The following is a 25,079-nucleotide window of genomic DNA, read 5'->3' on the forward strand; positions in this document are numbered from 1 at the left end:
CAGGCCTTCGCGACGCACGACGCTTATTTCGCCGGCACGCTGCCCGGTGGGAACGTGGCGAACATCTTGTCCACGCCAGCCTGCACCTTCGCGTTGACCGCCTCGGGCGAATCCGGAACCGTGCCGGACGCCGTGCCGCGCCACACCGCCTGCTTGGTCTTCATGTCGAACATGTCGAGCACCAGCGTACCGACCTCGTACGTGCGCACCGTCGTGGTCGCCGACCCCATGCCGACGCCGCCGCCCCATCGACCCCAACCGTAACCGCCCCAGGCCGGTCCGCTGTAGAAGGTATCCAGCGTCTGTTGCTGCTGTGTGGCGACGTTGGCTGCGAGTCCGATGTCGGCATCGGTCCCGCTGGTCTGCCGCCAGCCCTTGGCCGCAAGGTGCGCATCGATGGCCGCCGTCACGCGCTGGTCGACCAGCGGCGAGCGGCCTTCGGGCTTCTTCAACCACGTGTAGGTGTGGTAGCTGCTGAACTGCGTGCCCGGATCGTAATCCGTGTGCACGGTCGGCGTGCTGGCGCAGCCCGCCAGCGCAGTCAGCAGTACCGCGCTCAATGCGAGTGACTTCATGGGGGTTCTCCGTCAAGGGGAACAACTGGGTGGCACCGCGTCGCCGGTCAGCCCACCGCACATCGCCGCGGATGCCCGCGACATAGACCTTCCGCACGTGAAACGAACGTGAAGGATCGACGGCGTGCGATCCCGGAAAGTAGATACGCCGCAACGTGGCGTCCGTTCAACGTGAAGGAGCTTTCCATGCGACGAGCGATCGAAGGCGTTGTCCTTGGCGTGGTGCTGGCCTGCGCGTGGGCGCAGGCATGCGCGGCGGACGCCCTGCCTTCGTGGCGCGACGGGCCGTCGAGACAGGCGATCGTCGCGTTCGTGCAGAAGGTGACGACCGAAGGCGGAGCGGACTTCGTCGCGCCACCCGATCGCATCGCGACGTTCGACATGGACGGCACGCTGTGGGCCGAACAACCCGACTACGGGCAGGCGATGTTCATGCTCGACCGCATCCGCGCGCTCGCGCCGCAACATCCGGACTGGGCGACGACCGAACCGTACAAGTCGGCCATTGCCGGCGATGCGAAGGGATTGGCGGCAGCCGGCGAAGCGGGCCTGGCGAAGCTGCTGATCGAGACGCATACGGGCATGACGACGGAGGACTTCGACCGGACCGTGAGCGAGTGGATCTCCACCGCCAGGAATCCAAAGACCGGCAAGCGCTACGTCGACATGACGTACCAGCCGATGATCGAACTGATGGACTACCTGCGCGCGAATGGCTTCCGCACGTACATCGTTTCGGGCAGCGGACAGGAATTCATGCGCCCCTGGGCGCAGGCGACGTTCGGCGTACCACCGGAACAGGTCATCGGTAGCCTCGGCGAACTCAAGTACGAACTGCGCGGCGATACCCCGGTGCTGGTGAAGGGACCGAAACTGGTGCACATCGATGACGGCCCCGGCAAGCCGGCATCGATCGCTTACTTCATCGGCAAGCGTCCGATCTTCGCCTTCGGCAATTCCGACGGCGACCTGCAGATGCTGCAGTGGACAGCCGCCGGCGATGGTCCGCGTTTCGCCGGACTGGTCCACCACACGGACGGCAAGCGCGAGTTCGCCTACGACCGCGCCTCGCACATCGGCAAGCTGGACAAGGCGCTGGACGAAGCCACGCGCCGGCAGTGGACGGTGGTCGACATGGCCAAGGAATGGAACACGATCTACCCGCCGGCCAAGTGATCCGGCGACACAGGTCATCGATCCGGATCAGAACGAGATCGGCACGCGCGCGGTGAGCGTCATGTCCGGCGTGTCGCGGGTGACGCCCACGCCGAGCGCGACGTTCAACGAGACCTTCTCGTTGAAGCGGTAGGTGCCACCCAGCAGCAGCGTCCCCAGCGTGATGCGCACCGAGCCCGGTGTCGTCTGGCCGTTCTGCTTGGTCTTGCCGATGAGGCTGGTGTCGTAACCCAGGCTGATCGACGCCTTCTCGTTCAACGCCAGGCCCATGCCGAGGTTGAAGCCCCAGATGTCGCCGGCCTGCACGTCGCCCAGTTGTTCGGTGAGGCCGTTGAGCACCGTGCGCGAGACATTGCTGCGCTCGAAGTTGTAGAGGTAGCTGAAGGTGCCGAAGAACACGACCGGATCGGACGGATACAGCCAGGTCACGCCGGGCTGGATGGCCTCGAAGCCGGTGCCGGTGGGCAGCTCCAGCGGGAGACCGGTGCCGGTGGTGTTCTGCAGGCAGCGCTGCACGCAGTCGGTGACGACTTCGAACAGGTCCTTGCCCGTGCGGCTCTTGTAGCGCAGCCAACCGATGTAGAACGCCTTGTCCGGACCGCCGCGGTTGAGCTGGTAGCGCGCGGTCATCTCGACATCGCCCATGCCGTTGCCGTTGGCGTTGAACACGCGGTCCTGCGCGCTGCCGGTGAAGATCTCGCGGCTGACCGTGTCGGCGTTGAGGTAGACGTAGGGCACCTTGGCTTCCAGTTCGAAGCGACCACCGATGCCCATGCGCCCGGTGATCGTGCCGATGCCGGAGGTGGTCTTCACCTGGCGTACGTCGATCAGTCCGATCAGGATCGCCGGGATGATAGTGAAGCCCACCAGCGCCACGCGGTCGGTGGCCGAATAGCCGTACTGGATCGACGGTTCCAGGATGAACTGCCCGGCTGGCGTGAGCACGCCGGGCTGGTCGAAGATCTGCGCCACTTCCGGCGGACGCGTGACCGAATCCGGCGCCTGCCCGACCGGCCTCTGCCGTTGCGGCTGCGCCTGCTGCGGCGCCTGCTGCGCCTGCGCCTGTGCCTGTTGCTGCTGCGCCTGCTGCGCCGCCGGTGCGGGCGCCTGCTGTGCGAGCGAGGGCAGCACGGTACCGGGCGCGACACCGGCGCCACGTTCGTTGTTCAGACGCTCCTCGTCGAGCGCGCGTTGCAGATCGGCGACGGCGCGCTCCTGCTGCACCATCGATTGGCGCAGTTCGTCCAGGCGCTGTGTCTGTGCGTTGATCTCGCGCTGAAGGCTGTCCAGCCGTGCCGCCTCCGCCGGATCAGGGGGAGGCGGTACAGCTGCCCCGCTCGCCGTCGGCTGCGCAGCCGGGCGGGCCGGCTCCAGTCCCTGCCACTGGTCCGACGCCTGCGCCTGCGCGGCCGAGGTCGCGGCAAGCCACAGGCAAGGAACGAGCATCAGGCGGCGGGGCATCTGCGGCGGGGTTCTCATTCGTCGTCCTGTCGAAGGGTCCTTGGGTTACAACGCAGTCCGGAGACGGATCAGGGCGGAACGATCAGGGCGGCGTCGAGGCCTGCAGGATCGCGTTGTGCAGCGTGGACTGGGTGTTCAGGTCCTGGAACGCGGCCAGCGTGTCGACGCCGACGTTCACGGTGGTGAGGGCGCGGATGTCCTGCCCGTCCAGCGAGTTCTGGATCAGCACGCCACTGAGGTTGCCGGCGGGTTCGAAGTGGTTGTTCGGTCCCACCTGCACCACCACGCCATCGTTGAAGCGCGCCAGTTCGCGCGCCTGGTCCGGGGTCATGCGGGCCACGTCGGGAATCTGCACGCGCGTGGTGGCGGCCAGTTCGCCGTTGACGAACACGGCCCGTTCGATGCCGAAGGACAGCGTCATGCCGTGTTCGGTCATGAAGCCGCCGCGCAGGTCGTCCAGGAGCGCCGGATCGACCGCGACCCAGTCCGCCCCGAGGGCCGCGCCCGGAGGCGCGGCGGTGGCCGCGGCCGACGCAAGGGTCAGGCCGGCGGCAAGCAAGGTTGTCAGGCAAGGCGAGCGCATACCCACCCTCCTCAGATGTCGCCCGGACCACGCCGGGGCGTCACGATGTTGTAGAGGCTGTCGCGGGCGATGCCTGCGTCGAGCGGCGCCGGCGGTGCCGTACGCCAGTCGTTGGGCGCATTGAACTGCGCCAGGTCGCGCCGGTTGTGCACCACGAACAGAATGCGGTTGTCCCACAGTTTCTCGAAGCGGGAGCGCGGCATCGCACGCGTGCCGCGTGCCGGATCGCCGAGCAGTACCCGTCCGTTCTTCAGTCCTTTCACCACGACGAAATGGCGATAGCCGCGGTCGTTCAGCAGAACGATCGCGGGCAGGCCTTCTTCGGCGAGCCGGTCCAGCGGCTGTTCGAAACCGTCCGCCTGCAGGCCCATCGAGTTGAGATAGCGACGCATGTCGAGCATCGAGAAGCCGCGCTGGCGGATCTTCGCCTGGTCGCCCATCTCGTACATGCGCTGGAACACTTCGGCTTCCGTGACCGGCATGCCGTACTGGTAGGTCAGCAACGTGGCGGTGGCCGCCGATCCGCAGCTGAAGTCGAATTGCTGGCGAACGGTCGTCTTGAAGCGCGCCTCCTTGAGGCTGGTCACGTGAAGCGAATAGGCCCCGTTGGGCGGGACACGCAGATCCACCGGGCCGGCCAGCAACGAGCCCGGTAGGAGGATCCACGCCGATGCCGCCAGCCAAGCACGGCGCCGGAGGGCACGCAGCCTCATGGGCCGGTGTCCGCGAACTTCACGTTGACGATCATCGCGTTCTGGATCAGCACATTCGCGCCGGTGTTCTGGATCACCGTCGAGATGCCACTGGCGTTGGCGAACGATCCGGCGGTGACCGAGTTGTGTCCGGTCATCACGTCGTCGGCGACCGCGTCCTCGACGCGTCCGTTCACCCAGATGTCGTTGTCGACGTCGGTGCCGCCGCGCAGATCGCCCAGCGACTCCAGGTCCACCGCCGAGCCCAGTTCGCTCGAGTCGGGATGTTCGACGACGGCCACCGGTGGATCGGCGGCGATCGCGGTTGCCTGCGGTGGTGCGATCTCCGGTGTGGTCGCGTCCTGTGCGGACGCAACGCCGGTGCCGCACAGCGCGGCGGTAGTGCAAAGGCATATCAATGCAGAGCGGTTCAGTCGCATGGTCATGCTCCCTGCGTGATGCCCCGTTCGTGCGTCGCCTTCCTGGCGGAAGGCGTCCTGCCGGTGTCGGCCGACAGGACGCCCGTACGCACACGACGACGTACCGGAAGCCCGAGAGTCTCCGGCACGTCGAGGGGAGCGCTTACGGACCTACGGTCAGGTTGGCCTGCACGGTGACGCCCTGCTGGATCAGCGAGGAGAAGCCGCTGTTCTGCGCCGCAACGGTGATGCCTGCTGCGCCACTTGCGGTTCCGGTCATCGTGGAGGACATGTCGAACGAGCCCGCATCGGCATAGGCCGTGCCACCGGCACCGCCTGCACCACCGGTCGCGCCGTTGCCGACGCCGCCGTTGCCAGTGCCACCGTTGCCGGTGCCACCCGAGCCGCCCGCGCCACCCGCCGCGCCGACTGCACCAGCCGCGCCGTCACCGGCAGTGGCCGAGCCGTTGGTCGCGCTGGCATCGGCATCGCCGTTGGTCGCTGCACCGCCCGCACCGCCGCCGCCCGCGTTCGCGGTGACCGCGCCGCTTGCGCCGCCGTCACCTGCGGTCGCACCCGAGGTGCCCGTGCCCGCGCCTGCGGTTGCGGTCGAGCTGGAGGTCGAGGTCGAGCTCGGCGAGCCGCCGGCACCGCCCGCGCCACCGGTGCCCGTACCGCCTGCACCGCCCGCGCCGCCGTTGTCGTCGCCATCGCCGCCAGCACCGCCGCCGTCACCGCCGTCGTTGCCGCCGCCACCACCGCCGCCGCCGCCCGCGCCGCCACCGGCCAGAGAGCCGGAGCCGGACGCAGAACCGGCCAGGCTGGCACCGCCAGCGTCGCCGCTGTCGTTGTCGGCATCGCCACCGCGGCCGCTGTAGACGTCATAGACGTCGCCGCCACGACCGCCGCGACCGGCCGTCGCGTCGCCGATGCTCGCGTCGCCCGAGGTCGCACTGCCGTTCTCGGCACTGCCACCGCTGCCGCCGTCGCCGCCGTCGCCGCCATGGCCGCCGTTGCCGCCATTGCCGCCGTAGCCGTCGCCGCCATTGCCTTCGCCGCCATAGCCGTCGCCGCCTGCGCCGCCGCGACCACCGCTGGCGTCGCCATAGTTCTTGGCGACGTTGCCGATGTCGTGGGTATAGACGTCATACACCGCGCCTTCGAGCTTGGTGATGGCGACGATGTGGCTGGAGGTCTTGCTGAAGGTGGAAGAGTCGGTATAGGTGCTGGTTGCGGTGCCTGCGTTGTTCGCGGCTGCCGAGGCGTCGGACGCATCCGCGTCGCCATCGTTGTCGCGATTGTCGCCAGCGCTGTTATCGGAGGCGTCGATATTCGAAAGAATGTCGTCGCCGCCATTACCGTCACCGTTAGTCTGTTGTGCCCATGCCTGGCCCGCGAGGCCAAGGCCAACGAGCACTGCCGTTGCCATCAAGCTGGTACGAATGCGCATTGTTGTTCTCCTTTACGGTACGTCGGCTGGCACCCGGGGGAGGCACCGGTAAACGACGCAAAGAACTACACGCATGGCCGGTGCCAACTTTCGTTCAGGCAGCCAAACCCGCTGATCTGCAAGGAGAATACGGCTGAACACCGCGAAGGGCACGGACCGCAGGCCCGATCGGGGCGCGCGATCGCGCGCGGATGTTGCAAAAGTGGAACCGCGTTTGCGATGCATCCATGCAGGGGTGTCGCAAGTCGTGCGGCAACTGCCTGATCCGTTTGGGCAGGCGCGGCGGCGCCGGTATTCAGAAAGGCATTTCACGGTTGAAACGCTGGGCTTTGCAGCCATCTTTCAACGCATCCGATCGGCAATGCGTTCAATGCGTTGCGAGACGATCCTCAGACCGGACTGACGTTGCGACGCGGCAACGCCCGGATATTGTTGGGGTTCACTCCCCAGCTTCGCTCACGCCACCCTCACGACGCGCGGTATCGCGATCGGCCCGCAGGCGATCAAGCTTCTCCTTGAGTTTGATCTCCAGACCACGCTCCACCGGCTCGTAGTACACCCGTTCGCCCATCGCATCGGGGAAGCCCGTCTGCGCGAGCGCGATGCCGCCCTCGGCATCGTGGTCGTAGCGATAACCTTTGGAATATCCCAGTTGTTTCATCAGCCGTGTCGGCGCATTGCGCAGGTGCAGCGGCACGTCCTGCGTGCCGTACTCGTGCACGTCGCTGCGCGCGGCGTTGTAGGCGGCGTACACCGCGTTCGACTTGGCCGTCGTCGCCAGGTAGATGACGATCTGCGCCAGCGCGAGCTCGCCTTCGGGACTGCCCAGTCGCTCGAACGTGTCCCAGGCATCCAGCGCCATCGGCAACGCGCGCGGATCGGCCAGGCCGATGTCTTCCACCGCCATGCGCGTGATGCGGCGCGCCAGGTACGCGCGGTCGCAACCGCCGTCGAGCATGCGTGCCAGCCAGTACACCGCGGCATCGGGATTGGAGCTGCGCACCGACTTGTGCAATGCGGAGATCTGGTCGTAGAACTGCTCGCCGCCCTTGTCGAAACGACGCGTGCGGTCGGCCAGTACCTGCGCGAGCGTGGCGGGCGTGACTTCGCCGGCTTCTCCCTCGGCCAGCTCGGCGGCGATTTCCAGCAGCGTGAGCGCGCGTCGCACGTCGCCATCGGCGGCCTGCGAGATTTCACGCAAGGCTTCATCGCTCACGATCAGGCCACGATCGCCCAGTCCACGTTCCTCGTCGTCCAGCGCCTGGCGCAACGCCAGCGTGATGTCGTCGACGGAGACCGCCTCCATCACGTGCACGCGGCAACGCGACAGCAACGCGGAGTTCAGTTCGAAGGACGGGTTTTCGGTCGTCGCGCCGACGAACAGGATGGTGCCGCGTTCGATGTGCGGCAGGAACGCGTCCTGCTGCGCCTTGTTGAACCGGTGCACCTCGTCCACGAACAGCACGGTGCGATGCCCTTCGGCGAACCGCTGTGCGGCCTCGGCCAGCACCTGGCGCACTTCCGGCAGGCCGGACAGCACGGCCGAAATCGCGCGGAACTCGGCGTCGGCGTACCTGGCCAGCAGCAGCGCGAGCGTGGTTTTTCCGCAACCCGGCGGGCCCCACAGGATCATCGAATGCACGCGTCCGGATTCGATCGCGCGACGCAGCGCCGAACGCGGCGCGAGCAGGCGCCTCTGCCCGACCATGTCGTCCAGCGTGCGCGGACGCATGCGCTCGGCCAGTGGTTGCATCGCGCTGCGGTCGACGTGCAGCAGGTCTTCGGTCGCGGGGGAGGACGGGGTGCGGCGGGCCACGGGGCCTGTCTCGTGGAAACAATGCCCACACGATACCAACCCTGCGCGCCGGCGAGGCGCATACACGCTGGCCGTCGGCGGCCTCAGCGCGGGAGTGCGGCGGTCTGCGCGACCGGTGTGGCCGATGGCAGGTCGTAATCGAAGCGCAGCCACTGCGCGTCGCGACGGTCGTAGAGCGCGTGGATGCGGATGTCCTGGCTGCCGTCGCGACCGAAATCGGCCAGGCCGCGCGCCTCGATGCCCAGATAGTGCTGACCGGTCTCCACCGTCTCCACGCGGTCGAGCTGCATGCGCACGTCGTCCACGCCCAGCTCGCGCTGCAGCGTCTCGATCGCGCGGTCTTCCAGATGACGCAGTGCGAGGCTGTCGTTGGGAATCGGTCGTGCGTCGCCGCCCACGCCGAGGTCGATCTCCGGAGGGCCCGGCTGCCCCAGCAGGCTGTCGTAGATGCTGCGGAAATGGAATCCGATCCAGCCCGGGTCGCCCACGAACCGCAGGCTGCCCTCGCCTTCTATCGCACTGGTGCGCGCATCGATCGGGAGCATGCGCAGTGCACCGAACCTGGCTTCGACGGGCCGCCCCTGGAAACGCTCCGACAGGCTGCCGACCACGGTGCCGGCGATGAGCTTCTCCGTGGCCGCACGATCGTCATGCGTGGCCGCAGCCTCACTTTTCGCCGCCCTTGCACCCGGCCCGCCCGCGCAGGCGCAGGTGGGCAACAACACGGCAAGCACGACCCACGACAGACGCTGCTTCACGTATGGGCTCCCACCCGGAAAGCCCGGGCCCGCCCTCCAGAAAACGCAAAGGCCTGCCGGAGCAGGCCTTTGCGATCGCGATGGGCGCGGGATCAGCCGCCGCCGATCACATCCACGCCCTTCGGCGGCGTGTAGCGGAAGGTATCGGCGGGGAACGCCGGGTTGCGCTTCCATCCGCTGAAGTCGATCTCGGTGCGCTGGCCCAGGTTGTCGACGACCTGCATCTTCACCAGCCCACCCTGACCGAAGCCCAGGCGCGCGCTGCGGAAGCTGGCTTCAGACTCGTTCTTCGGCGTCAACGCCATCCACTGCAGGCCTTCGTTGGCGTCGAGTTCCTGCACGGTGAACTGCGCGTCCAGCTTCGCCGGATCGATCAGGGCCGAGAGCGGGCTGTTCTGCTCTTCCACGCCCTGCGGCCGCACGGTGACCTGCTGCAGATCCGGGTCGAACACCCACACCTTCTTGCCGTCGGCCACGATCAGCTGCGGGTACGGCTTCACGTATTCCCAGCGGAACAGGCGCGGCGCGGACAGCGCGACCTTGCCGGTGGAATTCTCCTTGAGCTTGCCCTGCGGATCGAACACGCGCTGGCTGAACTGTCCGCTCAGCCCCTTCAGGCCCTTGGTGAAGGCATTGAGGTCGTCGCGCGCGCCGGCGAAGACCGGCGAGGACGCCAGCAGCAGCGCCACGAAGGCGCCCAGGAAACGCTTTGCACGCATGAAGGACTCCGGGAAACGATTGCCGGCGAGTGTGCCGGTACTTTTCTGAATGCGGATGAACGACGACAGGCGTCGTTTATTTCGGCGGCGGCGGCGCGAGCACGCTGCGGTCGCCGTTGTGCTCCGGCGGCGTGACGACGCCCGCGGCTTCCATCGCCTCGATCAGGCGGGCGGCGCGGTTGTAGCCGATCTTCAGGCGGCGCTGCACGCCCGAGATGGACGCACGCCGTGTCTCGGTGACGATGCGCACGGCTTCGTCGTAGAGGGGATCGGACTCGTCGCCGCCACCGGCGTTGCTCTCCGGCAGGCCGGTCGCACCGACGACGACTCCGTCGCCCATCGTCTGCACTTCGTCCAGCACGCCCTCGATGTAATCCGGGCCGCCGCCGATCTGCTTGAGGTGCTCCACCACGCGATGCACTTCCTCGTCCGACACGAATGCGCCGTGCACACGTTCGGGCATCGCGGTGCCCGGCGGCAGGTACAGCATGTCGCCATGACCGAGCAGCGTTTCCGCGCCGGACTGGTCGAGGATGGTGCGCGAGTCGATCTTGCTCGACACCTGGAACGCGATGCGCGTGGGGATGTTGGCCTTGATCAGGCCGGTGATGACGTCCACCGACGGACGCTGCGTGGCCAGGATCAGGTGGATGCCGGCCGCGCGCGCCTTCTGCGCGAGGCGGGCGATCAGCTCTTCCACCTTCTTGCCGACGATCATCATCATGTCGGCGAATTCGTCGATGAAGATGACGATGAACGGCAACGTCTCCAGCGGTCGCGGCCCCTCGCCCAGTTCGGCGTTGGGCTTGAACAGCGGGTCCATCATCGGCTGGCCGGCTTCCTCGGCGTCCTTCACCTTCTTGTTGAAGCCAGCCAGGTTGCGCACGCCCACGGCCGACATCAGCTTGTAGCGGCGCTCCATCTCGGCCACGCACCAGCGCAGGCCGTTGGCAGCTTCCTTCATGTCGGTGACGACCGGCGCCAGCAGGTGCGGGATGCCCTGGTAGACCGACAGCTCCAGCATCTTCGGGTCGATCATCAGCATCCGCAGGTCCTTCGCGGAGGCCTTGTACAGCAGCGACAGCACCATCGCGTTGACCGCAACGGACTTGCCCGAACCCGTCGTACCGGCGACCAGCAGGTGCGGCATGCGCGCCAGGTCGGCGACCGTCGGCCGGCCGGCGATGTCCTTGCCCAGCGCCAGCGTCAGCGGGCTGGTGGACTTGTCGTATTCCTTCGAACGCAGCAATTCCGAGAGGAAGATCATCTCGCGCGAGGTGTTCGGCGTTTCCAGGCCGACCACCGACTTGCCCGGGATCACGTCGACCACGCGCACCGATTTCACCGACAGGCCACGTGCGATGTCCTTGTCGAGCGAGCTGATCTGGCTGACCTTCACGCCCGGTGCGGGCTCCAGTTCGAAACGCGTGATGACCGGGCCCGGATAGGCGCCGACGACCTGCGCATCGATGCGGAAGTCCTTGAGCTTGAACTCGATCTGGCGCGACAGCGTCTCGAGCGTTTCCTCGCTGTAGCCCTTGGGCTGCGGCTTGGGGTCGTCGAGAAGCGAGAGCGGCGGGATGCCGCTGCCATCGCCGACATGGAACAGCGGGATCTGCTGCTCGCGCTTGGCGCGATCGCTCTTCTCCACCACCGGCGCCGGCGGTGGCTCGATCTTCACCGGCGCGCGCTTGGCCCGCAGCTCGGTGTCGACCTTGCGGGCCTCCTCGCGTTCTTCGCGGTAGGCGCGCGTCTGCTGCCACTCGGTCGCCGACTTCTCGCCCTGGCGGAAAAGCTTGCTCAGCGTGGGACCCAGCGCGAGCACCCCCTGCCCGATCTTGTCCATCACCGCGAACCACGACAGCCCCGTCGCCAGCGTCACCGACACCAGCAACAGGGCCAGCAGGAACAGATTGCCGCCGACCGGACCGAAGCCGTTGTACAGCGACTTGCCGACCAGGCGCCCGAGGATGCCACCGGCACCGGCCGAGAAATCCGCGACCGCGCCCACGCGCAGGTACAGCAGACCGGTGGCCGAGACCAGAAACCCGACGATGCCCACCAGACGCAGCGCAGGACCGAGGTCCGCGTCGCCGTCGCCGTCCGCGTCCATTCCGAACAGGGCGATCCACGCGATCGCACCGAGCATGATCGGCAGCAGGAACGCCACGTAGCCGCACAGGTACAGCAGCACGTCGGCCGTCCACGCGCCGACGCGACCACCGACGTTGTGCAGCGGCGCGGTGACACTGCCCGAATGCGACCAGCCCGGGTCGTTCGGCGAGAAGGACACCAGGCTGGCCAGCAGATACAGCAGCAGCGGCGCGATCAGGATCAGCGCGATGTCGCGCATCAACCGCTGTCGACGCGGCGACGGCGGCAGCTTCTCGGCCTTGAGCTTCTTGCGACTGGCTGCGGACGCTTGCGCCACCGTGATGTTCTGCCTCAACAGGGTTTCGTTAGTCGTTGAATATACGACAAAAGCAAGGATTGGGGGCTCGCGGACGCGGATTCCGCCGGCCCCAAACGATCGTAGCCCGGGACGGTGGGGCCGCCCCGGGCTACGCGATTGTAGTTCGGGCCCGGGTCAGGCCGCGGGCACCGGCCCACGAATCCCGACCCGTGTCCCGATCCGGCCGTCAGACCTTCATGTCCTGCAGCGCCGGGTGGACGATCTTGCCCGCTTCGACGTTGATGCCGCGCACCAGCGCCTGGTTGTGGCGCCAGTCGTCGCCGGAGGCCAGCTTGTTGACCCACGGCAGGATCGCTGCGCAGATCGCCTGCGAGCTGGTCTGCGGCACGGCGCCCGGCATGTTGGTCACGCAGAAGTGGGTCACGCCCTCTTCCACATAGGTCGGCTCCTTCCAGGTGGTCGGACGCGAGGTCTCGAAGCAGCCGCCCTGGTCGATGGAGATGTCGACCAGCACGCTGCCCGCTTCCATGCCCTTGAGCATTTCGCGGTTCATCACGTGCGGGGCCTTGGCGCCGGTGACCAGCACCGCGCCGACGACCAGGTCGGCCGAGGCCACTTCGCGCGCGACGACATCGGCGTACGGGTACAGCGCGGTGACGTTGTTGCCCAGGCGCATCATCTCGTCCATGCGGTCCTGGCGCATTTCGAACACCACCACGTTCGAGCCGCCCGCCGCGGCCAGCTGCGCCGAGGCGCTGCCCGCCTTGCCCGCACCGAACACCACGACCTTGCCGCGCTCGGTCGAGGGCAGGCCGCCGAGCAGCTTGCCCTTGCCGCCCTGCGGCTGGTGCAGCAGGTGCGTGCCGACCTGGACCGCGATCTTGCCGGCGATGACCGACATCGGCGCCAGCAGCGGCAGGTCGCCGTTGGGCAGCTCGACGGTCTCGAAGGCGACGCCGGTCAGGCCGATGTCGAGCAGTTGGCGCGTGAGCTTGGGCTCGGCGGCCAGGTGCAGGTAGCAGAACAGGAGGTGGTCCTTGCGCAGGTGCGCCAGGTCGCCGGCGATCGGCTCCTTCACCTTCACGATGAGCTGGCCCTTCTCGTACAGCGCGGCCGCATCCGGGGCGATCTTCACGCCGAGCTGGGTGTACTGCTCGTCCTTGAAGCCCGACTTGATGCCGGCATCCTTCTCGATCCAGACCTCGTGGCCGCGCTTGACCAGGTCGCCGGCCGCGGCCGGAACGAGCGCAACGCGCCCTTCGAGGGTCTTGGTTTCCTTGGGAACGCCGATCCGCATGTCTCTACCTTCGATCGTTGAAAAGCCGCGCGGGCTTGCGCGGCTCGTTGGGGGAAAGTCCTGACGAAAAAAACGCCGCATCCGCGGCGCGTCCTGCGTATTGTCGTCCGTCGCGCGGGAGGCCTCACGGCGCAGTGCAACATTGCGTCGCGGGACGCGCCTTGTTTTAGATGAACCGCGCCTCCAAGCTATGCACCGACGTTCCATCGACACGCCTGCGTACGGACTTCCGAACAGCACGCCTGCGTATGGCGGAACACCTCGCGCCTGTGCGCATTCCAAGCCCGCGATTATACCCATGACCCCATCGAAGCACTCCAAAGTCATCATCCTCGGCTCCGGCCCGGCCGGCTGGACGGCCGCCGTCTACGCGGCGCGCGCGAACCTGAAGCCGCTGGTGATCACGGGCCTGCAGATGGGCGGCCAGCTGATGACGACCACCGAGGTCGACAACTGGCCCGGCGACGCGCACGGCCTGATGGGCCCGGACCTGATGGCGCGCATGCAGGCGCATGCCGAGCGCTTCGACACTGAAGTCGTGTTCGATCACGTCCACACGGTCGACACCTCGTCGCGTCCGTTCCGCCTGGTCGGCGACAGCGGCGAATACACCTGCGATGCACTGATCATCGCCACCGGTGCGACGGCGAAGTACCTCGGCCTGCCGTCGGAAGAGCTGTTCAAGGGCCGCGGCGTGTCCGCATGCGCGACCTGCGATGGTTTCTTCTACAAGGACCAGGACGTGGCGGTGATCGGCGGCGGCAACACCGCGGTCGAGGAAGCGCTGTACCTGTCCAACATCGCGCGCAAGGTGTACCTGGTGCATCGTCGCGACACGCTGCGCGCGGAAAAGATCATGCAGGACAAGCTGTTCGCGAAGATCCAGTCGGGCAAGATCGAACCGGTGTGGCACCACCAGGTCGACGAAGTGCTCGGCAACGATGCGGGCGTGACCGGACTGCGCGTGAAGTCGGTGCAGGACGACTCGACGAAGGAGCTCTCCATCCACGGCCTGTTCGTCGCCATCGGCCACACGCCGAACACCTCGCTGTTCGAGGGCCAGCTGGAAATGAAGAACGGCTACCTCGTCATCCGCACGGGTCTGGACGGCAACGCGACGCAGACCTCCGTGCCGGGCGTGTTCGCCGCCGGCGACGTAGCCGACCAGGTGTATCGCCAGGCGATCACCTCGGCCGGCTTCGGCTGCATGGCCGCGCTGGACGCCGAGAAGTTCCTCGACAAGGAAGGCTGACGGCCGCCTGCGTTCCGCGTGGACAAGCTCCTCGTCAAACAGTGCCTGTTCTACGGCAGCTGGCTGGCGTTCCCGTTCATTGCGTGGCTGTTGTGGCGCATGCGCCGGCCCGGCCGGCGCCTGCTGCTGGCGGTACCGCTGGCGGCGAGCCTGTTGTTCGTGTGGGCGCGTTTCGTCGAACCGCAGACGATCGTGGTCCGGGAAACGACGCTGCCCGGTACCGGCGCGAACCTGGACCTGGCGCTGGTCAGCGATATCCACCTGGGCGTCTACAAGGGGCGCGGATTCCTCGAACGCCTGGTCGCGCGGCTCGATGCGCTGCCCGTGCAGGCGGTGGTGATCGCGGGCGACCTCACTTACGAGCCGGGCGACGATTCGCTACAGGCGCTGTTCGCACCGCTGGCACAACTGCAACACCCGGCCTACGCGGTGCTGGGCAATCACGACCAGCAGCAGCCCGGACCGGACATCGACGTCGCCCTGCGCGCCGCGCTGCGCACGCACGGCGTGCAGGTCATCGAGGGACGATTCGCTGAAGGACCGGGCTGGCGTCTGGCCGGGCTGGGCGACCGCTGGGCGCTCAAGGACGACCCTGCGTTCCTGAAGGCCGTCCCTTCGCCGCTACCCACCATCGTGGTCGCACACAACCCGGACAGCGCGATGGGGCTGTCGCCGGACGACGCGGCGATCCTGCTCGCGGGCCACACGCATGGCGGGCAGATCCGCATTCCCTGGCTCTACCGCCATGTCATTCCCACCGAACACGACTTCGACCGCGGCGAGCAGTTCGCACTGACGCCGGCCGGACGCGTGCGCGTATTCACCACCTCCGGCGTGGGCGAGATCGGCCTGCCGATGCGCCTGTTCAACCCGCCCGTCATCGACATCCTGCATCTGCGACCATAGCCGCACGATGGTGGAAGTCCGCACGCACGATTCCCTGGCCGATGTCCCCGCACGCGCCTGGGACGCGCTGCATGACGGGCGCAATCCCTTCGTCGCGCATGCGTTCCTGTCCGGCCTCGAACAACACGGCTGCCTGCGCGCGCAATGGGGCTGGACACCGCAGCACCTCACGCTGTGGGACGGCGCGACACTGATCGCCGCGGCACCCGCATACCTGAAGGACAACTCGCACGGCGAGTTCGTGTTCGATCATGCCTGGGCGCACGCCTACGCGCGCCACGGGCTGGACTACTTCCCCAAATGGCTGTGCGCGGTGCCCTACTCGCCCGTGACCGGCCCGCGCCTGCTTGCACGCACGCCCGGGCATCGCGCACTGCTGGCGGCCACCATGGCGGAGCTGTGCGGGCGCAATCGCCTGTCATCGGCGCACGTGAATTTCCACGAGGAAGACGAGGACGCCGCATTCGATGAGGACTGGCTGCCGCGCATCGACGTGCAGTACCACTGGCGCAACGACCGCGGCTGGCGCGACTTCGACGATTACCTGTCCGCCTTCGACCACAAGCACCGCAAGAACATCCGCCAGGAACGCGCGAAGGTCGCGCGTGCCGGCGTGACGTTGCGCATCGCCGAAGGCGCCGGCATCGGCGATGACGACCTCGCCGCGATGCACGGCTTTTACCGGCAGACCTTCGCCGAGTACGGCAACCATCCCGCACTGACGCTGGAGTTCCTGCACCACCTGCGTTCGACGATGCCCTCGACGCTGGTGATCGTGCTGGCGCAGCGCGACGACCGACCGATCGCCGGCGCATTGTGCCTGCGCGGCCGCGACACGCTCTACGGACGCTACTGGGGCGCGCGGGAGAACGTGCCGGGGCTGCATTTCGAGGCCTGCTACTACCAGGGCATCGACTACTGCCTGCGCAACGGCCTCACGCGTTTCGAACCGGGCGCGCAGGGCGAGCACAAACTGGCGCGGGGCTTTCTCCCCACGTTCGTGCGCAGCCGCCACTGGATCGCCCACGATGAGTTCCGGCAGGCCCTGCGCGACTGGTGCGCCGAGGAGGCCACCGCCGTGCGGCGCTACGCCGCGACGCTGTCGGCGCATGCCCCATTCAAGTTGCCGCCCGGCGGTGCGGCATCATCATCGCCATGAGCCGCCTCCCGTCCCTGCTGCCGGACGACCCGACCGCACCGTTTCCGCCGGTCGAGCAGGCCCTGCGCCAGCCGGACGGGCTGCTGGCGGTTGGCGGCGATCTGTCGCCGACGCGGCTGCTCAACGCCTACCGGCACGGCATCTTTCCGTGGTACTCGCCCGGACAGCCGATCCTGTGGTGGAGTCCGGACCCGCGCACCGTGTTCCTCACCGACGGGGTACGCCTGTCGTCGAAATTCCGCCGTGCGCTGCGGAGCAGCACCTGGACGGTGCGTGCGGACACCGACTTCGCCGGCGTCATCGAGGCCTGCGCCACGATCCCGCGCCGCGGCCAGCGCGGCACCTGGATCACCCGCGACATGCGCGCCGCCTACCGCCAGCTGCATTCGCTGGGCCATGCGCATTCGATCGAGGTGTTCGACGCGGACCGGCTGGTCGGCGGCATCTACGGGGTAGGCGTCGGCCGGATGTTCTTCGGCGAAAGCATGTTCAGCGCGGTTTCCGGGGGCTCCAAGGTCGCCCTGGCGGCGCTGGCCTGGCATCTGCGCGACTGGGGTTGGCCGCTGATCGACGCGCAGGTCGAGAACGACCATCTCCTGAGCCTGGGAGCGCGGCAGTGGCCGCGGGAGCGCTTCGTCGCGCGCGTGTCGGATCTGTGCAACGACCCGGGGCTACAAGGGGTCTGGACGGCACGGCTGGGCGACTGGCCCGCGGCCCGGCTGGCCGAGCCCCAGGCGACCCGCCGGACTGGCGCTTAACCGATTTTTTGCGTAGACGCCACCGGCATGGCAAAATGCGTGGCTTCGTTGCCTGCCTCTCTGGCCGGCATCACGACCCCACACTCAGGAAACACATGGCAAAAGACGACGTGATCGAATTCGAGGGCACGGTGGCGGAAACCCTTCCGAACACCATGTTCCGGGTGCGCCTCGAAAACGGGCACGAGATCATTGCCCACATCTCCGGTCGCATGCGGAAGAACTACATCCGCATCCTGACCGGCGACAAGGTGAAGGTCGAGATGACCCCGTACGACCTGACCAAGGGTCGCATCACCTACCGCATGAAGTAATCCACTTCAGATAGTCGCGGTAAATACTTGACTGGAAAGCGGCCAATGGCCGCTTTCTTCGTTTCTGGTGACCGCGACGGGGCGTGTCCCGCGTTGTCCCGGTGAACTGGCCCACAGCCGCCCCGGGGTTACCGCAATGCCCAGTCGTCGCGCGTTCCTTGCCGCCCAGGGCGCTTTGTTCGCCACCGCCGTGGCGCCCTCGGGCCTGCTGGCGGCACTGGCGGCCAATACACCCCCCGTGCCCGAGTTGTCCGACTGGGACTCCGTGCGCCGGCTGTTCCGCCTCGATCCGGAATACCTGCACTTCTCCGGGTTCTACATCGCTTCCCACCCCGAGCCCGTCCGCCAGGCCATCGAGGCGTTCCGCCGCACGCTGGACGCCAACCCGCTTCTCACGGTCGAACATGGCATGTTCGGCACCGACGAGCAGAACCTGGAGCGGAAAGTCTGCGAAGCGGCCGCGGCGTACATCGGCGGCCGACCGGAGGAAATCGCGCTGACCGGCAGCACCACGATGGGCCTGGCGCTGGTCTATCACGGCCTGCCGCTGCGGCCGGGCGACGAGATCCTGACCACCGAGCACGACCACTTCGTCCACCACGAGGCGATCCGGCTGTCGACCCAGCGCAACGGCGCGACGGCGCGTCGGATCCGGCTGTTCGACCGTCCCGCCGACGCCACCGTGGAGGGCATCGTCGCGGCCGTGCGCCAGGGCATCGGCCCGAACACGCGCGTGCTCGGCATCACCTGGGTGCAGTCCAGCACCGGTTTGCGCGCCCCCGTGCGGGCCATCGCCGATGCGGTCGCACAGATCAATGCCGGACGCAGCGAGGACCAGCGCGTACGCATCGTCCTCGACGGCGTGCACGGCTTCGGCAGCGTGGATGCGGAAGCGGCGAAGCTGGGAGCGGACTACTTCTGCGCCGGTACCCACAAGTGGATCCTCGGGCCGCGCGGCACCGGACTGGTGTGGGCCTCGGCCGACAACTGGGCACGGCTGCGGCCCACCGTGCCGTCGTTCTCCGATCTGGAACAATACGAGGCCTGGCAGCAGGAGCGCGAACCGCGCAGGCCCAACGTCGCCGCGCGCGTGACACCCGGCGGGTTCCACGCGTACGAACACCACTGGGGCATGGCCAGCGCGTTCGAACTGCAACAGCGCCTCGGCCGTGCGCGCGCCACCGCGCGCATCGCCGAGCTCAATGGGCGCATCAAGGATGGACTTGCGGCGATTCCCGGCATCACCCTGCACACGCCACGCGATCCCGAACTGTCGGCCGGCATCAACTGTTTCGAACTGAAGGGAAAGGTGCCCGACGACGTGGTCGCCGCCCTGCTCCGCCGCAAGGTCCTGGCCAGCAGCAGTCCGTACGCGGTGAGCTATGCGCGGCTGTCGGGCGGATTGATGAACACGCCGGACCAGGTCGACCAGGCGCTTGCGGCACTGCGTGAGGTCGCCAAGGCCTGATAGCCCGCGTCACCGGACGGCCTTGTGTCGTCCGGGCAACACGAGGGCATAAGAAAGGCCGGTCGATGACCGGCCTTTTCCCGTTCCTGTGCGTTGCGGCCGCTGGCCTTACACCGTCGCCGGCAACAGCTTCTCCGGCTCGGCCTGCGCTTCCACGACCAGCTCGTCGCCCTTGACGTCGATCGTGACGCGGCCGCCGTTGACCAGCTTGCCGAACAGCAGCTCGTCCGCCAGCGGGCGCTTGATCTTGTCCTGGATCACGCGCGCCATCGGGCGTGCGCCCATCAGCGGGTCGAAGCCGTGCTGCGCCAGCCAGTCGCGTGCGGTCGGCGTGGTCGACAGGGCAACGTTCTTGTCGTGCAGCTGGGTTTCCAGTTCGATCAGGAACTTGTCCACCACACGCAGGATGTGCTCGAAGCTCAGCGCCTGGAACTGCACGACCGCATCCAGGCGGTTGCGGAACTCCGGGCTGAAGCTGCGGCGGATCACTTCCATCGCATCGGTGGAATGGTCCTGCTGGGTGAAGCCGATGGTGCGGCGCGACGCCTGCGCGGCGCCGGCGTTCGTCGTCATCACCAGGATCACGTTCTTGAAGTTGGCCTCGCGCCCGTTGGTGTCGGTGAGCACGCCGCGGTCCATGACCTGCAGCAGGATGTTGAAGATGTCCGGGTGGGCCTTCTCCACCTCGTCCAGCAGCAGGACGCAGTGCGGCGTCTTGACGATCTTCTCGGTCAGCAGGCCACCCTGGTCGAAGCCGACGTAGCCCGGGGGCGCGCCGATCAGGCGACTCACCGAATGCGGCTCCATGTATTCGGACATGTCGAAGCGGACCAGCTCGATGCCCAGCTGCAGCGCGAGCTGCTTGGTCACCTCGGTCTTGCCCACGCCGGTCGGGCCGGCGAAGAGGAAGTTGCCGATCGGCTTGTCCGGATTGGCCAGCCCCGAGCGGGCCAGCTTGATGGCGCTGGTCAGGGTCTCGATGGCCGGGTCCTGGCCGAAGATCACCATCTTCAGGTTGCGCTCGAGGTTCTTGAGCACGTCCTTGTCCGACGCGCTGACCTGCTTGGTCGGGATGCGCGCCATCTTGGCGACGATGGTCTCGATCTCCTCGACGTCGATCAGGCTCTTGCGGATGCCCTCGGCCAGCAGGCGCTGGCGCGCACCGGCCTCGTCGATGACGTCGATGGCCTTGTCCGGCAGCAGGCGGTCGCCGATGTGCTTGACCGACAGGTCGACCGCGGCCTGCAGCGCCTCGTCGGCGTAGGTCACGCCGTGGTGCGCCTCGTACTTGGGCTTGAGGCCCTGCAGGATCTCGTAGGTCTCGCCCACGGTCGGCTCGACGATGTCGATCTTCTGGAAGCGCCGCGCCAGCGCGCGGTCCTTCTCGAAGATGCCGCGGTACTCCTGGAACGTGGTCGAACCGATGCAGCGCAGCTCGCCCGACGCCAGCGCGGGCTTGATCAGGTTGGAGGCGTCCATGGTGCCGCCACTGGCGGAACCGGCACCGATGATGGTGTGGATCTCGTCGATGAAGAGCACGGCCTCGGGCAGCTTCTTCAGCTGCGTCAGCACCGCCTTCAGGCGCTTCTCGAAGTCGCCGCGGTACTTGGTGCCGGCCACCAGCGCGCCCAAGTCGAGGGCGTAGATGGTGGCGTCCATCAGGACCTCGGGCACCTCGCCGTCGACGATGCGCTTGGCCAGGCCCTCGGCGATCGCGGTCTTGCCCACGCCGGCCTCGCCGACGTAGAGCGGATTGTTCTTGCGGCGGCGGCACAGCACCTGGATGGTGCGCTCCACTTCGTCGCTGCGGCCCACCAGCGGGTCGATGCGGCCCTCGCGCGCGAGCTGGTTGAGGTTGACCGCGAACTCGGCCAGGGCATCGCCCTTGCCTTCACCCTCGCCGCCCTCGGATGCGCCGGAATCGCCCTCGTCGTGCGAGCGCGGGGATTCCTCGCCGCCCTGCTTGGCGATGCCGTGCGAGATGTAATTGACGACGTCCAGCCGGGCCACGTCCTGCTGGTTGAGGAAGTAGACCGCGTGCGAGTCCTTCTCGCCGAAGATCGCCACCAGCACGTTGGCGCCGGTGACCTCCTTCTTGCCGCTGGACTGCACGTGGTAGACCGCGCGCTGCAGGACACGCTGGAAGCCCAGCGTGGGCTGGGTGTCGCGGTCCACGTCTTCGGGCAGCACCGACACGGACGTGGCGATGGCCTGTTCCAGGTCGCTGCGCAGGCGCGGAAAGTCGACTCCGCAGGCCTTGAGCACGCCCTCGGCCGATGGGTTGTCGAGCAGCGCCAGCAGCAGGTGTTCGACCGTCATGTACTCATGGCGCGCCTCGCGGGCGCGCTTGTAGCACTGGCCGATGCTGTATTCGAGATCCTTGCTGAACATGGGGCGAAAGCCTCCGGAAAGCTACTGCCGTCCTAGATGGGGCCTGGCCTGGTGATTTCCATGCCCCCTACCGGTCCTGACCCCGGGCGATGGCGTTTGGTTCCACCCATCAGCTCAGACGTCCTGAGCGGAATTTTTAGGCCTTCTCCATCGTGCACAGCAAGGGATGTTGGTTGAGTCTTGAGAATTCGTTCACCTGCGCCACCTTCGATTCTGCAACCTCGCGGGTGAAAACGCCGCAGACGCCGCGACCGCGGGTATGCACGTGCAGCATGATCTGGGTGGCCTTCTCGGCATTCATGGCGAAAAAGCGCATCAGCACCTCCACCACGAAGTCCATGGGCGTGTAGTCGTCGTTCAGCAGAAGGACGGAATACAGCGGGGGGCGGGCGATTTCCGGCTTTCCCGTTTCCACCAGGACGCCGTGCTGATGCTCATGTTCGGTCTGCTTGGCCATGTGGGAATTATAGGCTGCCGCTCCAGACAGGTCGTGGACGCCCGAGCCCGGCGGCCGGCACAATGCGCCCACCCTCCACATCACCTGCTTCAATAAGGAATCCTTCATGCGTCAGCTCGTGCTCGCTGTGGCCCTGCTGTCCCTGCTGTCCGGTGTGCCCGCACTCGCCGCCACGAACTCCGCCAAGGCGGATGAAACAGTGCGTTCCGCCGATCCGGCGATTGCCCGCCAGCTCGACGGCCTGGGCTACAAGTACGAAGTGGATGAAGACGGCGATTACAAGCTGACCTTCGACATGGAGGACAACGGCCGCAGCCAGCTGGCCTATGTGATCTCGTCCGTGGAGAAGTTCGGCGAACTGCGCGTCCGCGAGATCTGGGCGCCCGCCTATCGGGCCGAAGACAGCGAGTTTCCCGCCGACGTCGCCAACCGCCTGCTGGCCGACAGCCACTCCAGCAAGCTGGGCGGCTGGGTCAAGCAGGGCAACATGGCGGTGTTCGTGGTGAAGGTGCCGGCCGACGCGCCCGCGTCGCAGCTGGAGGACGCCATCGACTTCGTCCTGCGCTCGGCCGACTCGATGGAGAAGGAGCTCACCGGCGAGGACGAGTTCTGATGAGTTACCGCGAAGGCCGGTTCTGGCAGCCCGACGTCACCGTCGCCACGGTGGTGACCGACGGCGGCCGGCTGCTGATGGTTGAGGAAACCGTCGGCGGCCGGCTCGTCCTCAACCAGCCCGCGGGCCATCTTGAACCCGACGAAACGCTGATCGAGGCGGCGCTTCGCGAAACGCGTGAGGAAACCGGCTGGGACGTCCGCCTCACCGCATTCGTCGGCGCCTACCAGTGGAAGGCGCCGGACAGTCCCGAGGGCACCGGACGTCACTACCTGCGCTTCGCCTTCGCCGCCGAGCCGGTTGCGCACGATGCCATGCGTCCGCTGGACGAAGGCATCGTCCGCGCGCTCTGGATGACCCCCAGCGAGCTGCAGGCCGCGCACGCGCGTCACCGCAGCCCGCTGGTGTGGAGGGCAGCTGCCGACTACCTCGCCGGCAGCCGCCATCCGCTCGAGCTGACCCGGCACCTGGCATGAGCACGGCACCGCGCACCGTCATCGGCATGTCCGGAGGGGTCGATTCCTCCGTGGCGGCACTGCGCCTGCGCGATACCGGCGAACCTCTCGCCGGCTTGTTCATGCAGAACTGGGCCGACGACGGCAGCGGGGACTGCCGTGCCGAAGACGACCGCCGCGACGCGGTCGCCGTCAGCGGCCGGCTCGGCATCCCGATCCACTTCCGCGATTTCTCCCGCGAGTACTGGGCAGGCGTGTTCGAGCACTTCCTCGCCGAGTACGCCGCCGGCCGCACGCCCAACCCGGACGTGCTGTGCAACCGCGAGATCAAGTTCAAGTATTTCCTCGACGCCGCCCGCGAGCTCGGCGCGCAGTACATCGCCACCGGCCATTACGCCCGCGTGGAAGCCCGCGACGGTCGTCACCTGCTGCTGCGCGCGGTGGACCGTAGCAAGGACCAGAGCTACTTCCTGCACCAGCTGGGCCAGGCGCAACTGGCAGCGACGAAGTTCCCGCTGGGCGAGCTGCTCAAGCGCGACGTCCGGCAGATGGCGCTGGACGCCGGCCTGCCCACCGCGGCGAAGAAGGACTCCACCGGCATCTGCTTCATCGGCGAGCGCGACTTCCGCGAGTTCCTCGGACGTTACCTGCCCGCGCGCGCCGGCGAGATGCGCACGCCCGATGGCCGCGTGATCGGTGAACACGCCGGCGTGTTCTATTTCACGCTCGGGCAACGCGAAGGCCTCAACATCGGCGGCGTGCGCGGATTCGAGGCCGCCCCGTGGTACGTGGTCGGCAAGGACGTAGCCAACAACATCCTGTACGTGGACCAGGGCAGCGACAGTCCATGGCTTCGTTCGCAGGCGCTGCGCTCGGAGCGCGCGCACTGGATCGCCGGTGCGCCGCCCGCCGCCCGTTTCGCGTGCAGCGCGCAGACGCGCTACCGGCAGGCCGACGAGACCTGTGAGGTGGTCGTGCGCGAGGACGGCACGCTCGACGTGCATTTCGCCCAACCGCAACGCGCGGTGACGCCGGGGCAGTCCCTGGTCCTCTACGACGGCGAGGTCTGCCTGGGCGGCGCGGTCATCGCCGCCACCGACGCGCCCCTGGAAGAACGCCTGAAGGCAAGAGCTGCATGAGTCAGAACACCTCGATGTCCACGCGCGTCCTCGCCCTCGCCGGCCTCGTGCAGGCCCTGGCACAGGTGCGACGCGTCGCCGACACCGGCCAGGCCAACGCGGCCATCCTCAACACGGCGATGGACTCGGTGTTCCGCATCGATTCGCCCTCGCCCAGCGCGGTCTACGGCGGCGTGGAAGCGCTGCGGCCGGGGCTGACGCTGCTGCGCGACTACTTCGGCACGACGCAGCGCGACGAACAACTGCCCCGTCTGGTGCTGGCCGTGATGCAGCTGGAGCGCCGCTTCGTGCGCGATTCGGCGATGGCGCAACGCGTGCAGGCCGGCATCCGCTCGCAGTCGGACAACGCCGAGCGTCACGGCAGCAGCCATCCGGACGTGATGTCGGCCCTCGGGTCGTTGTATGCGGAAACCCTGAGCCATCTTCGCCCGCGCGTGCTGGTGCAGGGCAACCCGCACTACCTGGGCCAGGCCACGGTGGTGGCGGAAGTCCGCGCCATCCTGCTGGCGGCGGTGCGCTCGGCGGTGCTGTGGCGCCAGTGCGGCGGCAGCCTGTGGGATTTCCTGCTGCGCCGCCGCGCCCTGCTGGAGGCGGTCAAGGACCACCTGGGGTAATCGCAGGCCGGGCCCTCGCCCGGCGCGTCGTCAGGCCAGCGGTGTGTGCATGCCGCCCAACCCGCACGCCCAGCACACGGCAGCGATCAACGCCAAGGCCGCCGTCCAGCGCAACGCCTGCTCCACCCGGTCGGACCGGGCCGGCTTGTCCATTTTCATGTTGTCCCCCTGCGTGCCGCACATGAAATAACGGC

At 67.6% G+C, this 25,079-nt stretch carries 25 protein-coding genes; 11 read left to right on the plus strand and 14 right to left on the minus strand.

The features are described 5' to 3' along the window. Window positions 1–23: 23 nt before the first annotated feature. On the minus strand, window positions 24–575 hold the full coding sequence (locus QLQ15_RS14015) for a DUF4136 domain-containing protein (protein WP_283213385.1): 552 nt from the start codon (window positions 573–575) through the stop codon (window positions 24–26). 186 nt (window positions 576–761) lie between these two features. Between QLQ15_RS14015 and QLQ15_RS14020 the strand changes: the two genes are divergently transcribed. After that, entirely contained in the window at window positions 762–1,751 is a 990-nt protein-coding gene (locus QLQ15_RS14020) for an HAD family hydrolase (RefSeq protein WP_283213386.1), read from the plus strand. A gap of 27 nt (window positions 1,752–1,778) precedes the next feature. On the opposite strand, the gene QLQ15_RS14025 is transcribed toward QLQ15_RS14020, so the two are convergent. From QLQ15_RS14025 to QLQ15_RS14070, 10 genes are all read right to left on the minus strand, one after another. Then, entirely contained in the window at window positions 1,779–3,197 is a 1,419-nt protein-coding gene (locus QLQ15_RS14025) for an acetate kinase (RefSeq protein WP_283213387.1), read from the minus strand. Window positions 3,198–3,294: 97 nt separating this feature from the next. Further along, entirely contained in the window at window positions 3,295–3,795 is a 501-nt protein-coding gene (locus QLQ15_RS14030) for a hypothetical protein (protein ID WP_283213388.1), read from the minus strand. A gap of 11 nt (window positions 3,796–3,806) precedes the next feature. Next, the gene (locus QLQ15_RS14035; RefSeq protein ID WP_283213389.1) at window positions 3,807–4,508 is read right to left on the minus strand and encodes a C39 family peptidase; all 702 of its coding nucleotides are present in this window, start codon (window positions 4,506–4,508) and stop codon (window positions 3,807–3,809) included. Beyond that, entirely contained in the window at window positions 4,505–4,927 is a 423-nt protein-coding gene (locus tag QLQ15_RS14040) for a hypothetical protein (RefSeq protein WP_283213390.1), read from the minus strand. The genes QLQ15_RS14035 and QLQ15_RS14040 overlap by 4 nt, the downstream gene beginning before the upstream one ends. A 142-nt stretch (window positions 4,928–5,069) precedes the next feature. Beyond that, window positions 5,070–6,356 (minus strand): hypothetical protein, encoded by a 1,287-nt coding sequence (locus QLQ15_RS14045; RefSeq protein WP_283213391.1) that lies wholly within the window; start codon window positions 6,354–6,356, stop codon window positions 5,070–5,072. Window positions 6,357–6,795: 439 nt separating this feature from the next. Beyond that, entirely contained in the window at window positions 6,796–8,109 is a 1,314-nt protein-coding gene (locus tag QLQ15_RS14050; RefSeq protein ID WP_283214024.1) for a replication-associated recombination protein A, read from the minus strand. A 146-nt stretch (window positions 8,110–8,255) separates the two neighbouring features. Continuing rightward, window positions 8,256–8,930 (minus strand): hypothetical protein, encoded by a 675-nt coding sequence (locus tag QLQ15_RS14055; protein WP_283213392.1) that lies wholly within the window; start codon window positions 8,928–8,930, stop codon window positions 8,256–8,258. 92 nt (window positions 8,931–9,022) lie between these two features. Continuing rightward, the gene (gene lolA / locus QLQ15_RS14060) at window positions 9,023–9,649 is read right to left on the minus strand and encodes an outer membrane lipoprotein periplasmic chaperone LolA (protein ID WP_283213393.1); all 627 of its coding nucleotides are present in this window, start codon (window positions 9,647–9,649) and stop codon (window positions 9,023–9,025) included. Window positions 9,650–9,725: 76 nt separating this feature from the next. Next, window positions 9,726–12,080 carry a DNA translocase FtsK gene (locus tag QLQ15_RS14065; protein WP_283214025.1) on the minus strand — a complete coding sequence of 785 codons (2,355 nt, stop codon included), beginning with the start codon at window positions 12,078–12,080 and terminating at the stop codon, window positions 9,726–9,728. A gap of 208 nt (window positions 12,081–12,288) precedes the next feature. Beyond that, a complete protein-coding gene (locus tag QLQ15_RS14070; RefSeq protein ID WP_283213394.1) occupies window positions 12,289–13,359 on the minus strand; it encodes an alanine dehydrogenase in 1,071 nt (356 codons plus the stop codon). Between the two features lie 298 nt (window positions 13,360–13,657). On the opposite strand from QLQ15_RS14070, the gene trxB reads away from it, so the two are divergent. The 6 genes from trxB (at window position 13,658) to QLQ15_RS14100 (ending at window position 19,216) form a co-directional block, all read left to right on the plus strand. Next, window positions 13,658–14,611: a thioredoxin-disulfide reductase gene (gene trxB, locus QLQ15_RS14075; protein WP_283213395.1), complete on the plus strand. Its 954-nt coding sequence runs from the start codon at window positions 13,658–13,660 to the stop codon at window positions 14,609–14,611. Window positions 14,612–14,629: 18 nt separating this feature from the next. Continuing rightward, entirely contained in the window at window positions 14,630–15,517 is an 888-nt protein-coding gene (locus QLQ15_RS14080; RefSeq protein ID WP_283213396.1) for a metallophosphoesterase, read from the plus strand. A 7-nt stretch (window positions 15,518–15,524) separates the two neighbouring features. Continuing rightward, a complete protein-coding gene (locus QLQ15_RS14085) occupies window positions 15,525–16,676 on the plus strand; it encodes a GNAT family N-acetyltransferase (RefSeq protein WP_283213397.1) in 1,152 nt (383 codons plus the stop codon). After that, entirely contained in the window at window positions 16,673–17,434 is a 762-nt protein-coding gene (aat, locus tag QLQ15_RS14090) for a leucyl/phenylalanyl-tRNA--protein transferase (protein WP_283213398.1), read from the plus strand. The genes QLQ15_RS14085 and aat overlap by 4 nt, the downstream gene beginning before the upstream one ends. A gap of 95 nt (window positions 17,435–17,529) precedes the next feature. After that, the gene (gene infA / locus QLQ15_RS14095) at window positions 17,530–17,748 is read left to right on the plus strand and encodes a translation initiation factor IF-1 (protein ID WP_031372296.1); all 219 of its coding nucleotides are present in this window, start codon (window positions 17,530–17,532) and stop codon (window positions 17,746–17,748) included. Between the two features lie 136 nt (window positions 17,749–17,884). Continuing rightward, window positions 17,885–19,216: an aminotransferase class V-fold PLP-dependent enzyme gene (locus QLQ15_RS14100; protein WP_283213399.1), complete on the plus strand. Its 1,332-nt coding sequence runs from the start codon at window positions 17,885–17,887 to the stop codon at window positions 19,214–19,216. Between the two features lie 108 nt (window positions 19,217–19,324). Here QLQ15_RS14100 and clpA read toward each other — a convergent pair whose 3' ends face one another. Continuing rightward, complete coding sequence (clpA, locus tag QLQ15_RS14105; protein ID WP_283213400.1) at window positions 19,325–21,607, minus strand: ATP-dependent Clp protease ATP-binding subunit ClpA; 2,283 nt, start codon at window positions 21,605–21,607, stop codon at window positions 19,325–19,327. 136 nt (window positions 21,608–21,743) lie between these two features. Further along, window positions 21,744–22,064 carry an ATP-dependent Clp protease adapter ClpS gene (clpS, locus tag QLQ15_RS14110; protein WP_115841517.1) on the minus strand — a complete coding sequence of 107 codons (321 nt, stop codon included), beginning with the start codon at window positions 22,062–22,064 and terminating at the stop codon, window positions 21,744–21,746. A 106-nt stretch (window positions 22,065–22,170) separates the two neighbouring features. On the opposite strand from clpS, the gene QLQ15_RS14115 reads away from it, so the two are divergent. Genes QLQ15_RS14115 through hflD form a run of 4 tightly spaced genes read left to right on the plus strand, consistent with a single transcriptional unit; the run spans window position 22,171 to window position 24,885 of the window. Then, on the plus strand, window positions 22,171–22,677 hold the full coding sequence (locus tag QLQ15_RS14115; protein WP_283213401.1) for a hypothetical protein: 507 nt from the start codon (window positions 22,171–22,173) through the stop codon (window positions 22,675–22,677). Beyond that, window positions 22,677–23,153 carry an NUDIX hydrolase gene (locus tag QLQ15_RS14120; protein ID WP_283213402.1) on the plus strand — a complete coding sequence of 159 codons (477 nt, stop codon included), beginning with the start codon at window positions 22,677–22,679 and terminating at the stop codon, window positions 23,151–23,153. Before QLQ15_RS14115 ends, QLQ15_RS14120 begins: the two co-directional genes overlap by 1 nt. After that, entirely contained in the window at window positions 23,150–24,271 is a 1,122-nt protein-coding gene (mnmA, locus tag QLQ15_RS14125; RefSeq protein WP_283213403.1) for a tRNA 2-thiouridine(34) synthase MnmA, read from the plus strand. Before QLQ15_RS14120 ends, mnmA begins: the two co-directional genes overlap by 4 nt. A gap of 14 nt (window positions 24,272–24,285) precedes the next feature. Continuing rightward, the gene (gene hflD, locus QLQ15_RS14130; RefSeq protein ID WP_283214026.1) at window positions 24,286–24,885 is read left to right on the plus strand and encodes a high frequency lysogenization protein HflD; all 600 of its coding nucleotides are present in this window, start codon (window positions 24,286–24,288) and stop codon (window positions 24,883–24,885) included. 30 nt (window positions 24,886–24,915) lie between these two features. Here hflD and QLQ15_RS14135 read toward each other — a convergent pair whose 3' ends face one another. Continuing rightward, window positions 24,916–25,044 (minus strand): hypothetical protein, encoded by a 129-nt coding sequence (locus QLQ15_RS14135; protein ID WP_283213404.1) that lies wholly within the window; start codon window positions 25,042–25,044, stop codon window positions 24,916–24,918. Window positions 25,045–25,079 lie beyond the last annotated feature (35 nt).

Origin of the sequence: Lysobacter stagni, assembly GCF_030053425.1 — a bacterium.
Classification (GTDB): Bacteria; Pseudomonadota; Gammaproteobacteria; order Xanthomonadales; family Xanthomonadaceae; genus Lysobacter_J; species Lysobacter_J stagni.

What these genes read in the sequence shown, in the direction of transcription:
- QLQ15_RS14015 (WP_283213385.1), bottom strand. Translation starts at nt 575, where the DNA reads ATGAAGTCACTCGCATTGAGCGCGGTACTGCTGACTGCGCTGGCGGGC.
- QLQ15_RS14020 (WP_283213386.1), top strand. Translation starts at nt 762, where the DNA reads ATGCGACGAGCGATCGAAGGCGTTGTCCTTGGCGTGGTGCTGGCCTGC.
- QLQ15_RS14025 (WP_283213387.1), bottom strand. Translation starts at nt 3,197, where the DNA reads ATGCTCGTTCCTTGCCTGTGGCTTGCCGCGACCTCGGCCGCGCAGGCG.
- QLQ15_RS14030 (WP_283213388.1), bottom strand. Translation starts at nt 3,795, where the DNA reads ATGCGCTCGCCTTGCCTGACAACCTTGCTTGCCGCCGGCCTGACCCTT.
- QLQ15_RS14035 (WP_283213389.1), bottom strand. Translation starts at nt 4,508, where the DNA reads ATGAGGCTGCGTGCCCTCCGGCGCCGTGCTTGGCTGGCGGCATCGGCG.
- QLQ15_RS14040 (WP_283213390.1), bottom strand. Translation starts at nt 4,927, where the DNA reads ATGCGACTGAACCGCTCTGCATTGATATGCCTTTGCACTACCGCCGCG.
- QLQ15_RS14045 (WP_283213391.1), bottom strand. Translation starts at nt 6,356, where the DNA reads ATGCGCATTCGTACCAGCTTGATGGCAACGGCAGTGCTCGTTGGCCTT.
- QLQ15_RS14050 (WP_283214024.1), bottom strand. Translation starts at nt 8,109, where the DNA reads ATGCAACCACTGGCCGAGCGCATGCGTCCGCGCACGCTGGACGACATG.
- lolA (WP_283213393.1), bottom strand. Translation starts at nt 9,649, where the DNA reads ATGCGTGCAAAGCGTTTCCTGGGCGCCTTCGTGGCGCTGCTGCTGGCG.
- QLQ15_RS14070 (WP_283213394.1), bottom strand. Translation starts at nt 13,359, where the DNA reads ATGCGGATCGGCGTTCCCAAGGAAACCAAGACCCTCGAAGGGCGCGTT.
- trxB (WP_283213395.1), top strand. Translation starts at nt 13,658, where the DNA reads ATGACCCCATCGAAGCACTCCAAAGTCATCATCCTCGGCTCCGGCCCG.
- QLQ15_RS14085 (WP_283213397.1), top strand. Translation starts at nt 15,525, where the DNA reads ATGGTGGAAGTCCGCACGCACGATTCCCTGGCCGATGTCCCCGCACGC.
- aat (WP_283213398.1), top strand. Translation starts at nt 16,673, where the DNA reads ATGAGCCGCCTCCCGTCCCTGCTGCCGGACGACCCGACCGCACCGTTT.
- infA (WP_031372296.1), top strand. Translation starts at nt 17,530, where the DNA reads ATGGCAAAAGACGACGTGATCGAATTCGAGGGCACGGTGGCGGAAACC.
- QLQ15_RS14100 (WP_283213399.1), top strand. Translation starts at nt 17,885, where the DNA reads ATGCCCAGTCGTCGCGCGTTCCTTGCCGCCCAGGGCGCTTTGTTCGCC.
- clpA (WP_283213400.1), bottom strand. Translation starts at nt 21,607, where the DNA reads ATGTTCAGCAAGGATCTCGAATACAGCATCGGCCAGTGCTACAAGCGC.
- clpS (WP_115841517.1), bottom strand. Translation starts at nt 22,064, where the DNA reads ATGGCCAAGCAGACCGAACATGAGCATCAGCACGGCGTCCTGGTGGAA.
- QLQ15_RS14115 (WP_283213401.1), top strand. Translation starts at nt 22,171, where the DNA reads ATGCGTCAGCTCGTGCTCGCTGTGGCCCTGCTGTCCCTGCTGTCCGGT.
- QLQ15_RS14120 (WP_283213402.1), top strand. Translation starts at nt 22,677, where the DNA reads ATGAGTTACCGCGAAGGCCGGTTCTGGCAGCCCGACGTCACCGTCGCC.
- mnmA (WP_283213403.1), top strand. Translation starts at nt 23,150, where the DNA reads ATGAGCACGGCACCGCGCACCGTCATCGGCATGTCCGGAGGGGTCGAT.
- hflD (WP_283214026.1), top strand. Translation starts at nt 24,286, where the DNA reads ATGTCCACGCGCGTCCTCGCCCTCGCCGGCCTCGTGCAGGCCCTGGCA.
- QLQ15_RS14135 (WP_283213404.1), bottom strand. Translation starts at nt 25,044, where the DNA reads ATGAAAATGGACAAGCCGGCCCGGTCCGACCGGGTGGAGCAGGCGTTG.